The sequence below is a fragment of the Streptomyces exfoliatus genome (genome assembly GCF_000725545.1).
GTDB classification, from domain to species: domain Bacteria; phylum Actinomycetota; class Actinomycetes; order Streptomycetales; family Streptomycetaceae; genus Streptomyces; species Streptomyces exfoliatus.
Genome location: NZ_JNZP01000018.1, coordinates 64,060 through 78,534 on the forward strand (window position 1 = coordinate 64,060; position 14,475 = coordinate 78,534).

General features: G+C 73.0%; 13 protein-coding genes. 2 read left to right on the forward strand and 11 right to left on the reverse strand.

Annotated features, from left to right (window positions below):
• Position 1: 1 nt before the first annotated feature.
• The 6 genes from gatC to IO20_RS0121990 all read right to left on the reverse strand — a co-directional run bounded on the left by gatC (position 2) and on the right by IO20_RS0121990 (position 7,342).
• Positions 2-298, reverse strand: a complete 297-nt coding sequence (gene gatC, locus IO20_RS0121965; RefSeq protein ID WP_015036350.1) for an Asp-tRNA(Asn)/Glu-tRNA(Gln) amidotransferase subunit GatC — start codon at positions 296-298, stop codon at positions 2-4.
• A gap of 106 nt (positions 299-404) precedes the next feature.
• A complete protein-coding gene (locus IO20_RS0121970; protein WP_030553714.1) occupies positions 405-2,540 on the reverse strand; it encodes a putative bifunctional diguanylate cyclase/phosphodiesterase in 2,136 nt (711 codons plus the stop codon).
• A gap of 318 nt (positions 2,541-2,858) precedes the next feature.
• Entirely contained in the window at positions 2,859-5,039 is a 2,181-nt protein-coding gene (gene ligA / locus IO20_RS0121975) for an NAD-dependent DNA ligase LigA (protein WP_030553713.1), read from the reverse strand.
• Between the two features lie 32 nt (positions 5,040-5,071).
• Entirely contained in the window at positions 5,072-6,070 is a 999-nt protein-coding gene (locus IO20_RS0121980; RefSeq protein WP_030553712.1) for a methionine synthase, read from the reverse strand.
• 26 nt (positions 6,071-6,096) lie between these two features.
• Positions 6,097-6,795: an SDR family oxidoreductase gene (locus IO20_RS0121985; RefSeq protein WP_030553711.1), complete on the reverse strand. Its 699-nt coding sequence runs from the start codon at positions 6,793-6,795 to the stop codon at positions 6,097-6,099.
• Positions 6,796-6,802: 7 nt separating this feature from the next.
• Positions 6,803-7,342 carry an LOG family protein gene (locus IO20_RS0121990; protein WP_030553710.1) on the reverse strand — a complete coding sequence of 180 codons (540 nt, stop codon included), beginning with the start codon at positions 7,340-7,342 and terminating at the stop codon, positions 6,803-6,805.
• A 97-nt stretch (positions 7,343-7,439) separates the two neighbouring features.
• Here IO20_RS0121990 and IO20_RS0121995 point away from each other — a divergent pair, with 97 nt between their 5' ends.
• The gene (locus tag IO20_RS0121995) at positions 7,440-8,228 is read left to right on the forward strand and encodes an alpha/beta fold hydrolase (RefSeq protein ID WP_030553709.1); all 789 of its coding nucleotides are present in this window, start codon (positions 7,440-7,442) and stop codon (positions 8,226-8,228) included.
• Here the strand turns inward: IO20_RS0121995 and mnmA are convergent.
• The gene (mnmA, locus tag IO20_RS0122000; protein ID WP_030553708.1) at positions 8,225-9,373 is read right to left on the reverse strand and encodes a tRNA 2-thiouridine(34) synthase MnmA; all 1,149 of its coding nucleotides are present in this window, start codon (positions 9,371-9,373) and stop codon (positions 8,225-8,227) included. The genes IO20_RS0121995 and mnmA overlap by 4 nt on opposite strands.
• A 61-nt stretch (positions 9,374-9,434) precedes the next feature.
• Here mnmA and IO20_RS0122005 point away from each other — a divergent pair, with 61 nt between their 5' ends.
• Entirely contained in the window at positions 9,435-10,112 is a 678-nt protein-coding gene (locus IO20_RS0122005; RefSeq protein WP_030553707.1) for an N-acetylmuramoyl-L-alanine amidase, read from the forward strand.
• A 45-nt stretch (positions 10,113-10,157) separates the two neighbouring features.
• Here the strand turns inward: IO20_RS0122005 and IO20_RS0122010 are convergent, their stop codons facing one another.
• The 4 genes from IO20_RS0122010 to IO20_RS0122025 all read right to left on the reverse strand — a co-directional run bounded on the left by IO20_RS0122010 (position 10,158) and on the right by IO20_RS0122025 (position 14,475).
• On the reverse strand, positions 10,158-11,321 hold the full coding sequence (locus IO20_RS0122010; protein ID WP_030553706.1) for a cysteine desulfurase family protein: 1,164 nt from the start codon (positions 11,319-11,321) through the stop codon (positions 10,158-10,160).
• 220 nt (positions 11,322-11,541) lie between these two features.
• Positions 11,542-12,450, reverse strand: coding sequence for a thioesterase family protein (locus IO20_RS0122015; RefSeq protein ID WP_030553705.1), 909 nt, complete (start codon positions 12,448-12,450; stop codon positions 11,542-11,544).
• Positions 12,451-12,473: 23 nt separating this feature from the next.
• Positions 12,474-13,151: a trimeric intracellular cation channel family protein gene (locus IO20_RS0122020; protein WP_030553704.1), complete on the reverse strand. Its 678-nt coding sequence runs from the start codon at positions 13,149-13,151 to the stop codon at positions 12,474-12,476.
• 172 nt (positions 13,152-13,323) lie between these two features.
• Positions 13,324-14,475, reverse strand: a complete 1,152-nt coding sequence (locus IO20_RS0122025; protein ID WP_051874646.1) for an ABC transporter ATP-binding protein — start codon at positions 14,473-14,475, stop codon at positions 13,324-13,326.

Genomic DNA, 14,475 nt, shown 5'->3' on the forward strand with positions numbered 1-14,475 from the left:
GTTAGTCCTCCCCCAGGATCTGCGGCACCTTGAAACGCTGCTGCTCCTGGGCCGGGGCGCCGGAGAGCGCCTGCTCGGGGGTGAGCGACGGACGGACCTCGTCCGCGCGCATGACATTGGTCAGCGGCAGCGGGTGGGAGGTCGGCGGTACGTCTTGGTCGGCGACCTCGGAGACGCGGGCGACCGCGCCGATGATGTCGTCGAGCTGGCCGGCGAAGTGATCGAGTTCTTCGCCCTTCAGCTCCAGACGCGCCAGCCGTGCGAGGTGGGCGACCTCCTCGCGCGTGATGCCAGGCATGCGGATCCTCACGGGGTGAGCTTGATGGTGTGGCCCCATCCTATGGGGCCGGTGCCGCTGCCCGTGAAACGGTTTGCCCGGCGTCCGGGTGCCGGGCGGGGCCGTCCTACGGGACGACCTGGCCGGAGGGGTGGTCGAGCCGGCCCGCGGCCTGGTCGAGTTCGGCCTGGGCGGCGATGTCGGCGGGGCGGCGCCAGCCGTGCTCGCCGCGGGCGAGCAGCCAGGCGGTCGCCTCGACGGGCGGCATCGCGGCGGCGACCAGCCAGCCCTGGACGGCGTCGCAGCCCAGGTCACGCAGGCGTTCCCAGGTCTCGTCGTCCTCCACGCCCTCGGCGACGACGAGGAGGCCGAGGGAGTGGGCGAGGTCGACGGTGCAGCGGACGATCTCGGCGTCCTCGGTGTCGACGGCCAGCCGGGCGACGAAGGAGCGGTCGATCTTCAGTTCGCTGACGGGGAGCCGGCGCAGATGGACGAGGGAGGAGTACCCGGTGCCGAAGTCGTCGAGGGACATCTTGACGCCGTGGCCGGTGAGGCCGTTGAGCGTGTCGGCGGCCCGCTGGGGGTCCTCCAGGAGCACGTGCTCCGTTATCTCCAGCTGGAGCGCTCCGGCCGGGACGCCGTGGCGGGCCAGCCGGGCGGCGACGGCGCCCGCGAACCCGGGGGTGTGCACGTCGCGCGGCGAGACGTTGACGGCGACCGGGACGTTGAGCCCCTGGGCGCGCCAGCGGGCGACCTGGGCGAGGGCGGTCTCCAGGACGTACTCGGTGAGGTGGGGCATCAGTCCCGAGGACTCGGCGATGGCGATGAACTCGTCGGGCGGGACCTTTCCGCGCTCGGGGTGCACCCAGCGGACGAGGGCTTCGAGGCCCGCGACCTGGCCGTCGAAGCGGACCTTGGGCTGGTAGTGCAGTTCGACCTCGCCCGCGTCGAGGGCGCGGCGCAGGTCGCCGAGGAGGCCGAGCCGGTCCGGCGTGTTGGAGTCGCGCTTGGACTCGTAGACCTCGACGCCGGTGCGGTCCCGCTTGGCCTGGTACATGGCGACGTCGGCGCGGCGCAGCAGGCCTTCGGCGTCGAGGGCGTGGTCGGGGAAGACGGCGACGCCCGCGCTGGCCTCCAGGACGAGGGTGAGCCCGTCGAGGTCGAGCGGGGAGGAGAGCTCGGCGACGAGGTGGCGGGCGACGCGCTGGGCGCTGGTGGTGGAGTCGGCGGTGGGCAGCAGGACGGCGAACTCGTCGCCGCCGAGCCGGGCGGCCTCGGCGCCGCGTGGCAGGGCGAGGCGCAGCCGGTCGGCGATCTGGAGGAGCAGCCGGTCGCCCGCGAGGTGTCCGAGCGTGTCGTTGACCGACCGGAAGCGGTCGAGGTCGATCAGGACGAGGGCGGCGCGGGCTCCCTGGCCCTCGGCCTCCTCCAGGGCGGTCCAGGCCCGCTCCAGGAGCCACTGGCGGTTGGGCAGCCCGGTCAGCGGGTCGCGCAGCTGTTCCTCCGCGCGGGCGCGGGCGATCCACAGGGTGGAGTCGAGAGCGATGAGGGGGACGGCGAAGAGCGGCAGCAGGACCGGTCTGCTGACGGCGACGACGCAGATCAGCGGGGTGATGCCGAGGAGGGCGACGGCGACGAGGCCCTGCCGGAGGAGGGCGGTGCGGGCGACCGTGGGCAGTCCGCGGCCCTGGGGGGCGAGCGTGTACCACAGGAGGAGGCGGGTCACCACGAGATAGGTGGCCGCGGCGAGCACGACTTCCGGGAGGTCCCCGATCGTCCAGTCGAGGGGCTGCCAGGGCTGTTCGACGCTGGGTACGTCTCCGAAGAGGGCGAGGACGAGGGCGGCGGCCGCGACTCCGATGACGTCGGCGGCGCCGTGCAGCAGGCCCTGGCGCCAGCGGTGCCGGCGGGCGGCGCCGACCAGGGCGACGACGGTCAGCGAGACGAGTCCCGCGGGGACCCAGCCGTACAGCAGCAGGACGGCGAGGGTGAGCGCGGCGCCGGAGCCGGTGCCGCCCCACCAGCGGTCGCGGCCCAGGGCGACCAGATGGCCGACGATCAGGCCGGTGAGGACGGCGAGGGACCAGCCGACCACCCCGGCGGGGAAGAGTCCGTGGCCGGTGCTCAGGGCCCGCTGGAGCCCCGCGACGAGCACGACGGCGGCGATGCCCACCACGGCTGCGGGCAGCCGGGAGGTGAAGCCCAGGGAGACCACACGGCCGTACGGCCGTGCGACCGGGGCGGCGCTCTCGGTCGGTTCCATTCCCGTCCCTCTCACAGGCGGCGGTGCCGTCGGTGTGCGATGGGCCGCGGTCACGCGGCCGTCCGTCGTCCGGCCGTCCGCCGCACGCCGGCCGGCCGAGGGCTCAGCCGGTCGTTCCTCGTGCCACGGGGCCGTCGTCCTACGCCACGACCGGCAGAGCCCTCGCGCGGCCGTGCAGGACGAGACGCACGGTCACCACACTAGGCCGCCGAGGGCTCCGACGGGCAGCGCTCTCCCTGTCTTGCCCGAATGCGGCCCGCCCACCCGTAACGATCTGGTATGCGCCGAACGGGTGAGCTTCGCGAGAGGTTCGGGTCCCTAGCCGGTGACCGGGACCGCGGCTTCCCTGGCGGCCTCGGGCCCTTGTTCGAGCAGGACCGCGAAGCCGTCCTCGTCCAGAACCGGAACCTTCAGCTGCATCGCCTTGTCGTACTTCGAACCAGGGTTTTCACCGACGACCACGAAGGCGGTCTTCTTCGAAACGGAACCGGTCACCTTCGCTCCGAGTCTCTGGAGCGACTCTTTTGCGCCATCTCTGGTGAAGTTCTCCAGCGTGCCGGTCACCACGACCGTGAGCCCTTCCAGCGGACGCGGGCCCTCGTCCTCGCCGGCACCCTCGTCCTCCAGGCTGATCCCGGCCGCGCGCCACTTGCGCACGATCTCCCGGTGCCACTCCTCGGCGAACCACTGCTTCACCGCGGTCGCGATGATCCCGCCGACCCCGTCGACGGCCGCCAGCTCCTCCTCACTCGCCTGCTCGATCCGCTCCAGGGAGCGGAACTCGCGGGCCAGCGCCTCGGCCGCGACCGGCCCCACGTGGCGGATCGAGAGCCCGTTGATGAACCGGGCGAGCGGCCGGGTCTTCGCCGCCGCGATGTTCTCCAGCATCGCGAGCGCGTTCTTCTTCGGCTCGCCCTTCTGGTTGGCGAAGACCGTGACGATCTTCTCCTCGCCGGTCTTCGGGTCCCGCCGCGGGAGTCCGCTGTCCGGGTCGAGGACGTACGCCTTGATCGGCAGCAGCTTCTCGATGGTGAGGTCGAAGAGGTCACCCTCGTCGGAGAGCGGCGGCTCGGCCGGCTCCAGGGGCTGGGTCAGGGCGGCGGCGGCCACCGCGCCGAAGTTCTCGATGTCCAGGCACTGGCGCCCGGCGAGGAAGAAGAGCCGCTCGCGCAGCTGGGCCGGGCAGGTGCGGGCGTTCGGGCAGCGGAGGTCGATGTCGCCCTCCTTCATCGGCTTCAGCGGGGTGCCGCACTCGGGGCACTCCGCCGGCATGACGAACTCCCGCTCGCTGCCGTCCCGCAGGTCGGCGACCGGCCCGAGGATCTCCGGGATGACGTCACCGGCCTTGCGCAGCACGACCGTGTCGCCGATCAGGACGCCCTTGGCCTTCACCACCTCCTGGTTGTGGAGGGTGGCGAACTCGACCTCGGACCCGGCCACCGTCACCGGCTCGACCTGCGCGTACGGGGTGACGCGCCCGGTCCTGCCGACGCCGACCTTGATGTCGATCAGCTTTGTGTTGACCTCTTCCGGCGCGTACTTCCAGGCGATGGCCCAGCGCGGGGCGCGCGCGGTGGAACCCAGCCGGCCCTGGAGCGGGATCTCGTCGAGCTTGACGACGACCCCGTCGATCTCGTGCTCCACCGAGTGGCGGTTCTCCCCGAAGTACGCGATGAACTCCCGCACCTCGTCGAGCGAACCGACCACCTTGTTGTGCCGGGCGGTGGGCAGGCCCCACTCGCGGAGCAGGTCGTACGTCTCCGAGAGCCGGGAGATGTCGAAGCCCTCGCGGGCGCCGATGCCGTGCACGACCATGTGGAGCGGGCGGGAGGCGGTGACCTTGGGGTCCTTCTGGCGGAGCGAACCCGCCGCCGCGTTCCGCGGGTTGGCGAAGGGCTTCTCGCCGGCCTCCACCAGGCGGGCGTTGAGCCCCTCGAAGGCCTCCATCGGGAAGTAGACCTCGCCGCGGATCTCCACCAGGTCGGGGACACGGTCCCCGCGCAGCCGGTCCGGGATGTCTGCGATCGTCCGGACGTTGGGCGTGATGTCCTCGCCGGCGCGGCCGTCGCCGCGGGTGGCGGCCCGGGTCAGCCGCCCGTGCTCGTAGGTGAGATTGACCGCGAGGCCGTCGACCTTCAGCTCGCACAGGTAGTGGAAGTCGGGGGTGCCGACGTCCCGGGCGACCCGCTCGGACCAGGCCGCCAACTCCTCGTCGTCGAAGGCGTTGTCCAGGGAGAGCATGCGCTCCCGGTGCTCGACGGAGGTGAAGTCCGTCTCGTACTGCCCCGCGACCTTCTGGGTCGGCGAGTCCGGCGTCCGCAGCTCCGGGTACTCCTCCTCCAGCGCCTCCAGGGCGCGCAGGAGCTTGTCGAACTCGCCGTCGCTGATGACCGGCTGGTCCTTCACGTAGTACCGGAAGCGGTGCTCCTCGACCCGCTCGGCCAGATCGGCGTGCTTCTCCCGTGCCTCGGCGGGCAGGGCCCCCTGTTCGACTGCCACCTTCGTCCGTCCTCCCGTGCCTCGAAACCCGGTCACTCTGGGTTGTCCGCGAGCGATCTCGCCGCCCGGGCGCAGTGGGCGAGGGCCGCGCGGGCGTAGGCGGGCGATGCGCCCGCGAGCCCGCACGTGGGGGTGATGACCACGGACTCCGCGAGAGTCCCCGGATTCAGCCCCAGCCTGCGCCACAGCGTCCTGACACCCATGACGCTACCGCCCGGGTCCGACAATGCGGTGTCGGTGGACGGGACCACACCGGCGAAGAGCTTCGTACCGGACTCGACGGCCTCGCCGATCTGCTCGTCGTCACGCTCGGTGAGGAGCCCGAAGTCGAACGAGACCCCGGCGACGCCGGCGCGCCGCAGCAGCGCGAACGGGACGTCGGGTGCGCAGGAGTGGACGAGCACCGGCCCGTCGTGGACCGCGATCACCTCCCGCAGCGCGCTCTCGACGACCTGCCGGTCGACGGCCCGGTAGGTGCGGTAGCCGCTGGCGGTACGGACGTGGCCGCGCAGGACGGCGGTGAGCGAGGGCTCGTCGAGCTGGAGCACGACCCGGGCCCCGGGGATCCGCTTGCGCAGGTCCGCGAGGTGTCCGTGGAGTCCCTCGGCGAGCGAGCCGACCAGGTCGCGGCAGGCGCCCGCGTCCCCGAGCGCCGACTCGCCGCCGCGCAGCTCCAGGCCCGCGGCGAGCGTCCACGGGCCCACGGCCTGCACCTTGAGCGGACCCTCGTACCCCTGGGTGAACTCCTCCAGGGCGTCCAGGTCCTCGCCGAGCCAGGAACGGGCCCGCCTGGTGTCCCGGCCGGGCCGGTCGCTGATCCGCCAGCCGCTCGGCTCCAGGTGCGCGTACAGGTCGACGAGCATCCCGAGCGTCCGGCCGATCATGTCGGCGCCGGGACCCCTGGCGGGCAGCTCGGCCAGGAACGGGAAGTCCTCGAAGGAGCCGGTGGCCGCCCTCGCGGCCTCGCGGGCGTCGCCGCCGGGCAGGGAACCGACGCCGGTGGCGGGCCCCCATCGCTTCGTGTCACTCATGTCCGATGTGTCCGATGTGCTCACGTCTACCGCCCCGGACGGACGGTGAGGTCGTTGATCTCGGCGTCGCGCGGCAGGTCGATCGCCGTGAGGATCGCCGTGGCGACCGACTCCGGGTCGATCCATCGCGACGGGTCGTACTCCTTGCCCTCCTGCTGGTGCACCTTCGCCTGCATCGGGCTCGCGGTGCGGCCCGGGTAGACCGAGGTGACCCGCACCCCGTTGGCGTGCTCCTCGTGCCGCAGGGAGTCCGCGAGGGCCTTGAGGCCGTGCTTGGAGGCGGCGTAGGCGCCCCACTCGGCGTGCGCGTTGAGCCCGGCGCCCGAGTTCACGAAGACGACATGGCCCTGCGAGACCCGGAGCTGGGGCAGGAGGTGCCGGGTCAGCTCGGCGGGTGCGATCAGGTTGACGTTGAGCTGGTGGTGCCAGGTCTTCGGGGTGAGGTCGCCGATGGGCCCGAGGTCGACGACGCCCGCGATGTGCAGCAGGCTGTCCACCCGCTCGGGCATGGTCTGGTGCGAGAACGCCCAGGAGAGCCGGTCCGGGTCCGCGAGATCCCCCACGAGCGTCCGGGCCCCGGGGAACTCCGCGGCGAGCTCCTTGGCCCGCCCCGCGTCGCGCGCGTGGAGCACGAGTTCGTCCCCGCGCGCGTGGAGGCGGCGCGCGACGGCCGCGCCGATGCCGGAACCGGCTCCGGTGATCACATGTGTAGCCATGGGAGCCATGCTCGCATCAGCGGGAGGCGATGTTCTCCTCCAGGTGGGCGAGTGCCGTCGGGGCGTCGTCCGCGAAGAAGACGAGGTCGGTGAGCGGGATCGGCAGGAAGCCCTCCTCGTTCATGCGGTGGAACTGGGTCTTCAGTCCGTCGTAGAAGCCCGCCGTGTTCAGCAGGACCACCGGCTTCGCGTGCTTGCCGTGCTTCTTCAGTTCCAGGATCTCGGTCGCCTCGTCGAGGGTTCCGGTGCCGCCGACCATGATCACGATCGCGTCGGACTTCGCGAGGAGCAGCGCCTTGCGCTCGGCCAGGTCGCCGGCGATGACCATCTGGTCCGCCTGCGGGCGGGCCTTGTGGGCGAGGAAGTCGACGGAGACGCCGACGAGCCGGCCGCCGGCCTCCTCCACACCGTCCGCGACGACCTTCATCAGACCGGTGTCGGACCCGCCCCAGACCAGCGTGTGGCCGGCCTTGCCGAGGAGGCGGGCGAATTCCCGCGCGGGGGCCGTGTAGCGCTCGTCGAGGTCGGCCGCGGAGAGGAAGACACAGATGTTCATCGCCCCACCGTAGGCCCTGACCAGCGGCTTCCAAGATTCTTCGGGAAATACCGGTGTGTGGCGATGAGTTCCGGTGACGGGCCGGGTCTGCCCTGGCATGAACGAGGTGGACATCGCGCTGCGCAGGCTCCGGGGACGGGTCACGTCACTGGACGGGACGCCGATCGCGTACGAGAGGTACGGGGACGGGCCGCCGCTCGTCCTGGTGAGCGGCGCTCTGGGGACGGCCACGGCGGAGCGGCCGCTCGGCCTGCTGCTGGCCCGGCGCTTCTCGGTGCTCGCGTACGACCGGAGGGGCCGCGGCGGGAGCGGTGACACCGCGCCGTACGCGGTGGAACGGGAGTACGAGGACCTGGCGGCGGTGGTCGCGGAGGCGGGCGGCGAGCCGGCCCTGCACGGGACGGGGACGGGGGGCGCCCTGGTGCTCGGAGCGCTGGCGGCCGGGCTCTCGGCCGGGCCCGTGTCGGTGTACGAGCCGCCCTACTCGCCGGAGGCCGCGGCGCGGTACCGCGGGGCGGCGGCGCTGCTCGACCGGGGGCGGCGGGGCGCGGCGCTCGACCTGTTCCTCGCCGACTCGGCGGTGCCTCCGGAGCTGCGGCCGGGCGTCGTGGAACTCGCGCACACCCTGGCGTACGACCATGCCGTCCTCGGCGACGGGACGGTTCCGGCGCGGCACCTCGCCCGGGTCCACGCGCGCGTACTGGTGGTCGACGGGGGCGCGAGCCCGGCGGGGTCCCGTAGCGCGGCCCGTGCCCTGACGGCCGCCCTCCCCCGGGCCCGCCACCGCACCCTGACGGGCCAGACGCACGAGGTGGCCCCGCACGTCCTGGCCCCGGTCCTGGAGGAGTTCCTGGCGGAGGAACGGGAGACGAGCGAGGCGGCTTAGGCCGTCGCGCCCTGCTCCACCGTGCGGCGGGTCGTCGTCGCGATCGTGGCGGAGCCCACCACGCGCGTGCCGTCGTAGAGGACGATCGCCTGGCCGGGGGCCACGCCCCGCACCGGCTCGGTGAAGGCGACGGTGAGTTCGCCGTCCGTCAGGGACGCCGTCACCTCGGTCTCGCCGCCGTGGGCGCGGAGCTGGGCCGTGTAGCGGCCCTCGCCCTCCGGGGCGGTGCCGCACCAGCGGGGCTTGATCGCCGTCAGGCCGGTGACGTCCAGGGCCTCGACGGGGCCGACCGTCACCGTGTTGTTCACGGGCGAGATGTCGAGGACGTAGCGGGGCTTGCCGTCCGCCGCGGGGTGCCCGATCCGCAGGCCCTTGCGCTGGCCGATGGTGAAGCCGTACGCGCCCTCGTGGGTGCCGACCTTGGTACCGGCCTCGTCGACGATGTCGCCCTCGGCCTTGCCCAGGCGGGAGGCCAGGAAGCCCTGGGTGTCACCGTCGGCGATGAAGCAGATGTCGTGGCTGTCGGGCTTCTTCGCGACCGCGAGCCCGCGACGCTCGGCCTCGGCCCGGATCTCGTCCTTGGTGGTGAGGGTGTCGCCCAGCGGGAACATCGCGTGCGCCAGCTGCTTCTCGTCGAGCACGCCGAGGACGTACGACTGGTCCTTCGCCATGTCGGAGGCCCGGTGCAGCTCGCGGGTGCCGTCCTCGTTCAGGACGACCGTCGCGTAGTGGCCGGTGCAGACCGCGTCGAAGCCGAGGGCGAGCGCCTTGTCGAGCAGCGCCGCGAACTTGATCTTCTCGTTGCAGCGCAGGCACGGGTTGGGGGTGCGGCCGGCCTCGTACTCGGCGACGAAGTCGTCGACGACGTCCTCCCGGAACCGCTCGGCCAGGTCCCACACGTAGAAGGGGATGCCGATGACGTCGGCGGCCCTGCGCGCGTCACGGGAGTCCTCGATCGTGCAGCAGCCGCGCGCTCCGGTCCTGAAGGACTGCGGGTTCGCGGAGAGGGCGAGGTGCACGCCGGTGACGTCGTGGCCCGCTTCTGCGGCGCGGGCGGCGGCGACGGCGGAGTCCACTCCACCCGACATGGCGGCGAGTACCCGGAGGGGCTGGGTGCGGGGGCGCTGGGGCGGGGTCTGAGTCATAGCCCTACCAGGGTACGGGGCGCCGGGAACCACAGTCGCGGTAGTAAGCGTTCTGGGTGGCATGGGGAGCGAGTCGAGCGGGGCGGACCAGTCGGACGGGTCCAGCAGGCGGGTGGGGCGGCGCGCGGTGCTGCTCGGCGGCGGTGCGGCGGTGATCGGCGCCGCCGTACTGGCCAGGGACGAGCTGGCGCGCGCCTGGTGGCGCCTGCCGGGGATGGAGAAGAAGCGGGTCGAGGGCGAGCTCGACCACCGGGCGGCCGAGTGGACCTCGGCCGCGCGGGCGAACTGGCGGCGGGCCGACCGGCCGGACGACTACCGGATCGACCGGGTCGTGATCCATGTCGTCCAGGGCAGTTACGCGACGGCCCTGAAGGTCTTCAAGAATCCGGGGCACGGCGCCGCCACGCACTACGTCGTCCGCAAGGACGGTCATGTGGCGCAGATGATCCGCGAGCTCGACGTCGCCTTCCACGCCGGCAACCGCGACATGAACGAGCGCAGCATCGGCATCGAGCACGAGGGCTTCGTCCACCGGCCGCAGGACTTCACGGCGGCGATGTACGCGGGGTCGGCGCGGCTCACGGCCGACATATGCGCCCGGCACGGGATACCCGTGGACCGGGAGCACGTCATCGGGCACGTGGAGGTCGAGGGCACCGACCACACCGACCCGGGGCCGCACTGGGACTGGGACCGCTACATGAAGCTGGTGCGTGAGGCGTCCAAGACACGCGTGTGAGGGCCGGGGCCCTGGACGGGGCTCACGCGCCCGCGTGCTCGCGGCTCACGTGAGGCCGGCGGTCCTGGCCCGTTCGACGGCCGGGCCGATCGCCCCGGCGACCGCCGCGACGTCCTCCTTGGTGGAGGTGTGGCCGAGGGAGAAGCGCAAGGTGCCCCGGGCCAGGTCAGGGTCGGTGCCGGTGGCCAGCAGGACGTGGCTCGGCTGGGCGATGCCGGCGGTGCAGGCCGAACCGGTGGAGCAGGCGATCCCGGCGGCGTCGAGCAGCAGGAGCAGGGAGTCGCCCTCGCAGCCGGGGAAGGTGAAGTGGGCGTTGGCGGGGAGCCGCTCGACCGGGTCGCCGCCGAGGATCACGTCGGGGACGACCGCGCGGACGGCGGCGACGAGCTCGTCGCGCAGCGCGCCGACCTCGCGGGCGAACTCCTCGCGCCGTTCGGCGGCGAGCCGGGCGGCGACGGCGAACGCGGCGACGGCCGGCACGTCGAGGGTGCCGGAGCGGACGTGCCGCTCCTGGCCTCCGCCGTGCAGTACGGGTACGGGGGTCTGCTCGCGGCCCAGGAGCAGGGCGCCGATGCCGTAGGGGCCGCCGATCTTGTGGCCGGACACGGTCATCGCGGCGAGCCCTGAGGCGGCGAAGTCGACCGGGACCTGACCGACGGCCTGGACCGCGTCGGCGTGCAGGGGGACGCCGAACTCGGCGGCGACATCGGCGAGTTCACGGACCGGCATGATCGTGCCGATCTCGTTGTTCGCCCACATGACGGTGGCCAGGGCGACGGAGTCGGGGTCCCGGGCGATGGCCTCGCGCAGGGCATCGGGGTGGACGCGGCCGTGGCGGTCGACGGGGAGGTACTCGACGGTGGCGCCCTCGTGGGTGGCGAGCCAGTCGACGGCGTCGAGCACGGCGTGGTGCTCCACCGGGCTGGCCAGGACGCGGGTGCGGCGGGGGTCGGCGTCGCGGCGGGCCCAGTAGAGGCCCTTCACGGCGAGGTTGTCGGCCTCGGTGCCGCCGGAGGTGAGGACGACCTCGCTCGGCCGCGCGCCGAGCGCGGCGGCGAGCGTCTCGCGCCCTTCCTCGACGGTCCGCCGGGCGCGCCGTCCGGCGGCGTGCAGGGAGGAGGCGTTGCCCGTGACGGCGAGGTGGGCGGTCATCGCCTCGATCGCCTCGGGGAGCATGGGCGTGGTCGCGGCGTGGTCGAGGTAAGCCATGGTGGGTCGATTCTACGAGCCCGTGATGGCGGGCCCTGCGGGTGGCCTGATTACGCCGCTGCCCGGGGGCGGTTTCGGGGGCCGGCCCGGGCGCCCGAGTGACTTCCGGACGGTGGGGCGGCCCGGGAGTGCCGCCCGCCTCGGCGCCTGACCGTGGAGGGCCCGGAGTGCCGTCCGCGTCGGGGCCCCGGGTGTCCGGGGCCCTCGTCCTTCGTACGAATCAGTCGCGCGGGGCGCGGGCCAGCTGGCGGGACTGGGCCACCAGGCGGTCCGCGCTGTCCCAGACCTCCGCGTCCTCCTCCAGGAAGCCGCCCGCCAGGTTGCGGGTGGTGATGGAGACCCGCAGCGGACCGGGGGCCGGGCGGCAGCGGACGTGGGTCGTCAGCTCGACGGTGGGGGTCCAGCCCTTGAGGCCCAGCTCGAAGGAGGTCGGCGGCAGGGCGTCGACCGTCAGGAGCAGGGTCAGCGCGTCGGGCTCGCGGCCGTCGGCGAGGCCGAACCAGGCCCGCATCTCGCCCTTGCCCGAGGGTGCTCCGACCGCCCAGCCGACGCAGGCCGGGTCGAGGCGGAGGTCGAGCCGGTCGGCGATGGCGGAGGAGCCGGGGATCCTCGGGGCCGGGTTGTCGGCGGCGCTGAAGCAGTTCTCGATCGGGGCCATCGCCGGGGGCGTCGCGGTGGTGCGGACGTCGTCGGGGAGGGCGTCGAGATCCCCGTACGAGGCGAGGACCCGGATGCGCTCGACCTCGGTGCCGTCCTCGGCGTACTGGAAGAGGGAGGCCTGCCCGGTGGACAGTGTCCGGCCCGTACGGACCGTCTCCGTCCTGATCACCGCGGGGCCCGGCACGGAGGGCGTGAGGTAGTGCGCCGAGATCGTGAACGGGTCGGGGTGCGGGAGGTGCTCGCCGAGCGCGCGGCCGAGGAGAGCGAGGAGGTAGCCGCCGTTGACCGCGTGGATGATCGTCCAGCCGGCGGACAGGTCGGCGTCGTAGACGCCGGGCTCCCGGAGGGTGACGGCGGTGTCGCGGTCGAACTCGCTCGGCGCGGGGCCGGTCGCGGGCTCCGTCGTGGTGTCCGTCGCGGCCGCCGGCGCGGAGCTCGCTTCGGGGCTCGTCTCGGTGCTCGTGCTCATGGTTTCGACGGTACCGCAGCTACCTACTGAGCGGTAGCTTTTTCCGGCTCCTCGCGGGCGGAGGAGCGCCGGTTCCAGGCGCGGGGGGCGCGCCAGTGGTAGCGCATCGCGAGCAGGCGGAGGAGGAAGGCGGTCAGGACGGCGGCGCCACTGGTGAACGCGTTCAGCGCGTCGAACCGGATGAACAGCACCACCATGGCCGCCCCGACGATCGCCGGGACCGCGTACAGGTCCCGGTCCCAGCGCAGCAGCGAGGGCACCTCGTTGGCGAGCACGTCGCGCAGGACGCCGCCGCCGACGGCGGTCGCGAGCCCCAGGGCGGCGGAGGAGGTGAGGCCGAGCCCGTAGTCGTACGCCTTCGTCGTACCGGTCACGCAGAACAGGCCAAGACCGGCCGCGTCGAAGACGTTGACGGCGGTCTGGGTCCGCTCGACCTCCGGGTGGAGGAAGAAGACGAGGACCGTCGCGACCAGGGGCATGACGAAGTAGCCGAGATCGGTGAAGGCGGCCGGCGGTACGGCGCCGATGATCAGGTCGCGCAGGAGACCGCCGCCGAGGGCGGTGACCTCGGCGAGGACCGCGATGCCGAAGACGTCGAAGTTCTTCCGGACGGCGAGGAGGGCGCCGGAGATGGCGAAGACGAAGATGCCGACGAGATCGAGGGCGTGTTGGACGGAGGGGGTGAACAGGTCGTGGAGCACCGCCCAATTGTGCCGGTTGCGCCCGTGGGGGCCGGGACCCCTCCCCCCGACCGCCCCCGGACCCTGACGGGACCGGGGGCTCCGCCCCCCGAACCCCCGCCGGCCCGGCGGGCACGCCGGAGGCCCCCGTCGCCGTGCGGCGGCGGGGGCCTCCAAGGGCGTTGCGGCGTCGCTACGCCTTCGGCGCGTCGCCGCCCTCGGTCGGCGCGTCCGCGTCTGCGTCCGCGTTCGCCGACGCCGGCGTCTCGACCTCGGCCTTGGCCTCCGCCTCGGCCTTTGCCTCCGGCTTCGTCTCCGCCTTCGTGATCTCCACCGACTCCCTCGCCCCCGGGATCGTCAGCAGCTCCGCGTTCTCCGGGTGGTGGCATGCCACGCGCTGGCCCGGGCGGAGTTCCACGAGCGGCGGCTCCTGGGTCTTGCAGAGGTCCGTGGCCTTCCAGCAGCGGGTGTGGAAGCGGCAGCCCGGCGGCGGGGCGATCGGGGACGGCACGTCTCCGGTGAGGAGGATGCGGTCGCTCTTCGCGCCCCGGCGGCGCGGGTCCGGGATCGGAACCGCGGACATCAGGGCCCGGGTGTACGGGTGCATCGGGTTCTCGTACAGGGACTTGCGGTCCGCGAGCTCCACGATCTTGCCCAGGTACATGACCGCGATGCGGTCCGAGACGTGCCGGATGACCGACAGGTCGTGGGCGATGATCACGTACGTGAGGCCGAGCTCCTGCTGGAGGTCGTCCAGGAGGTTGACCACCTGCGCCTGGATGGAGACGTCGAGGGCCGACACCGGCTCGTCCGCGACGACCAGCTTCGGCTTCAGCGCCAGCGCGCGGGCGATGCCGATGCGCTGGCGCTGGCCGCCGGAGAACTCGTGCGGGTAGCGGTTGTAGTGCTCGGGGTTGAGGCCCACCAGGCCGAGGAGCCGCTGGACCTCCTTCTTGACGCCGCCCTCGGGCTCGACGCCCTGGAGCTTGAAGGGCGCCGAGACGATCGTGCCGACCGTGTGGCGCGGGTTCAGCGAGCCGTACGGGTCCTGGAAGATCATCTGGATGTCCCGGCGGAACGGGCGCATGCCCGACACCCCGAGGTGGGAGATGTCCTTGCCCTGGAACTCGACCCGGCCGTCGGTCGGTTCGAGGAGCCGGGTGATGAGCCGGCCCATGGTGGACTTGCCGCAGCCGGACTCGCCGACGACGCCGAGGGTCTCACCGGGCAGGACCTCGAAGTCGATCCCGTCGACCGCCTTGACGGCGCCGGTCTGGCGCTGGAGCAGCCCCTTCTTGATCGGGAAGTGCTTCTTCAGGCCGGTGACCTTGAGCAGAGGTTCCAT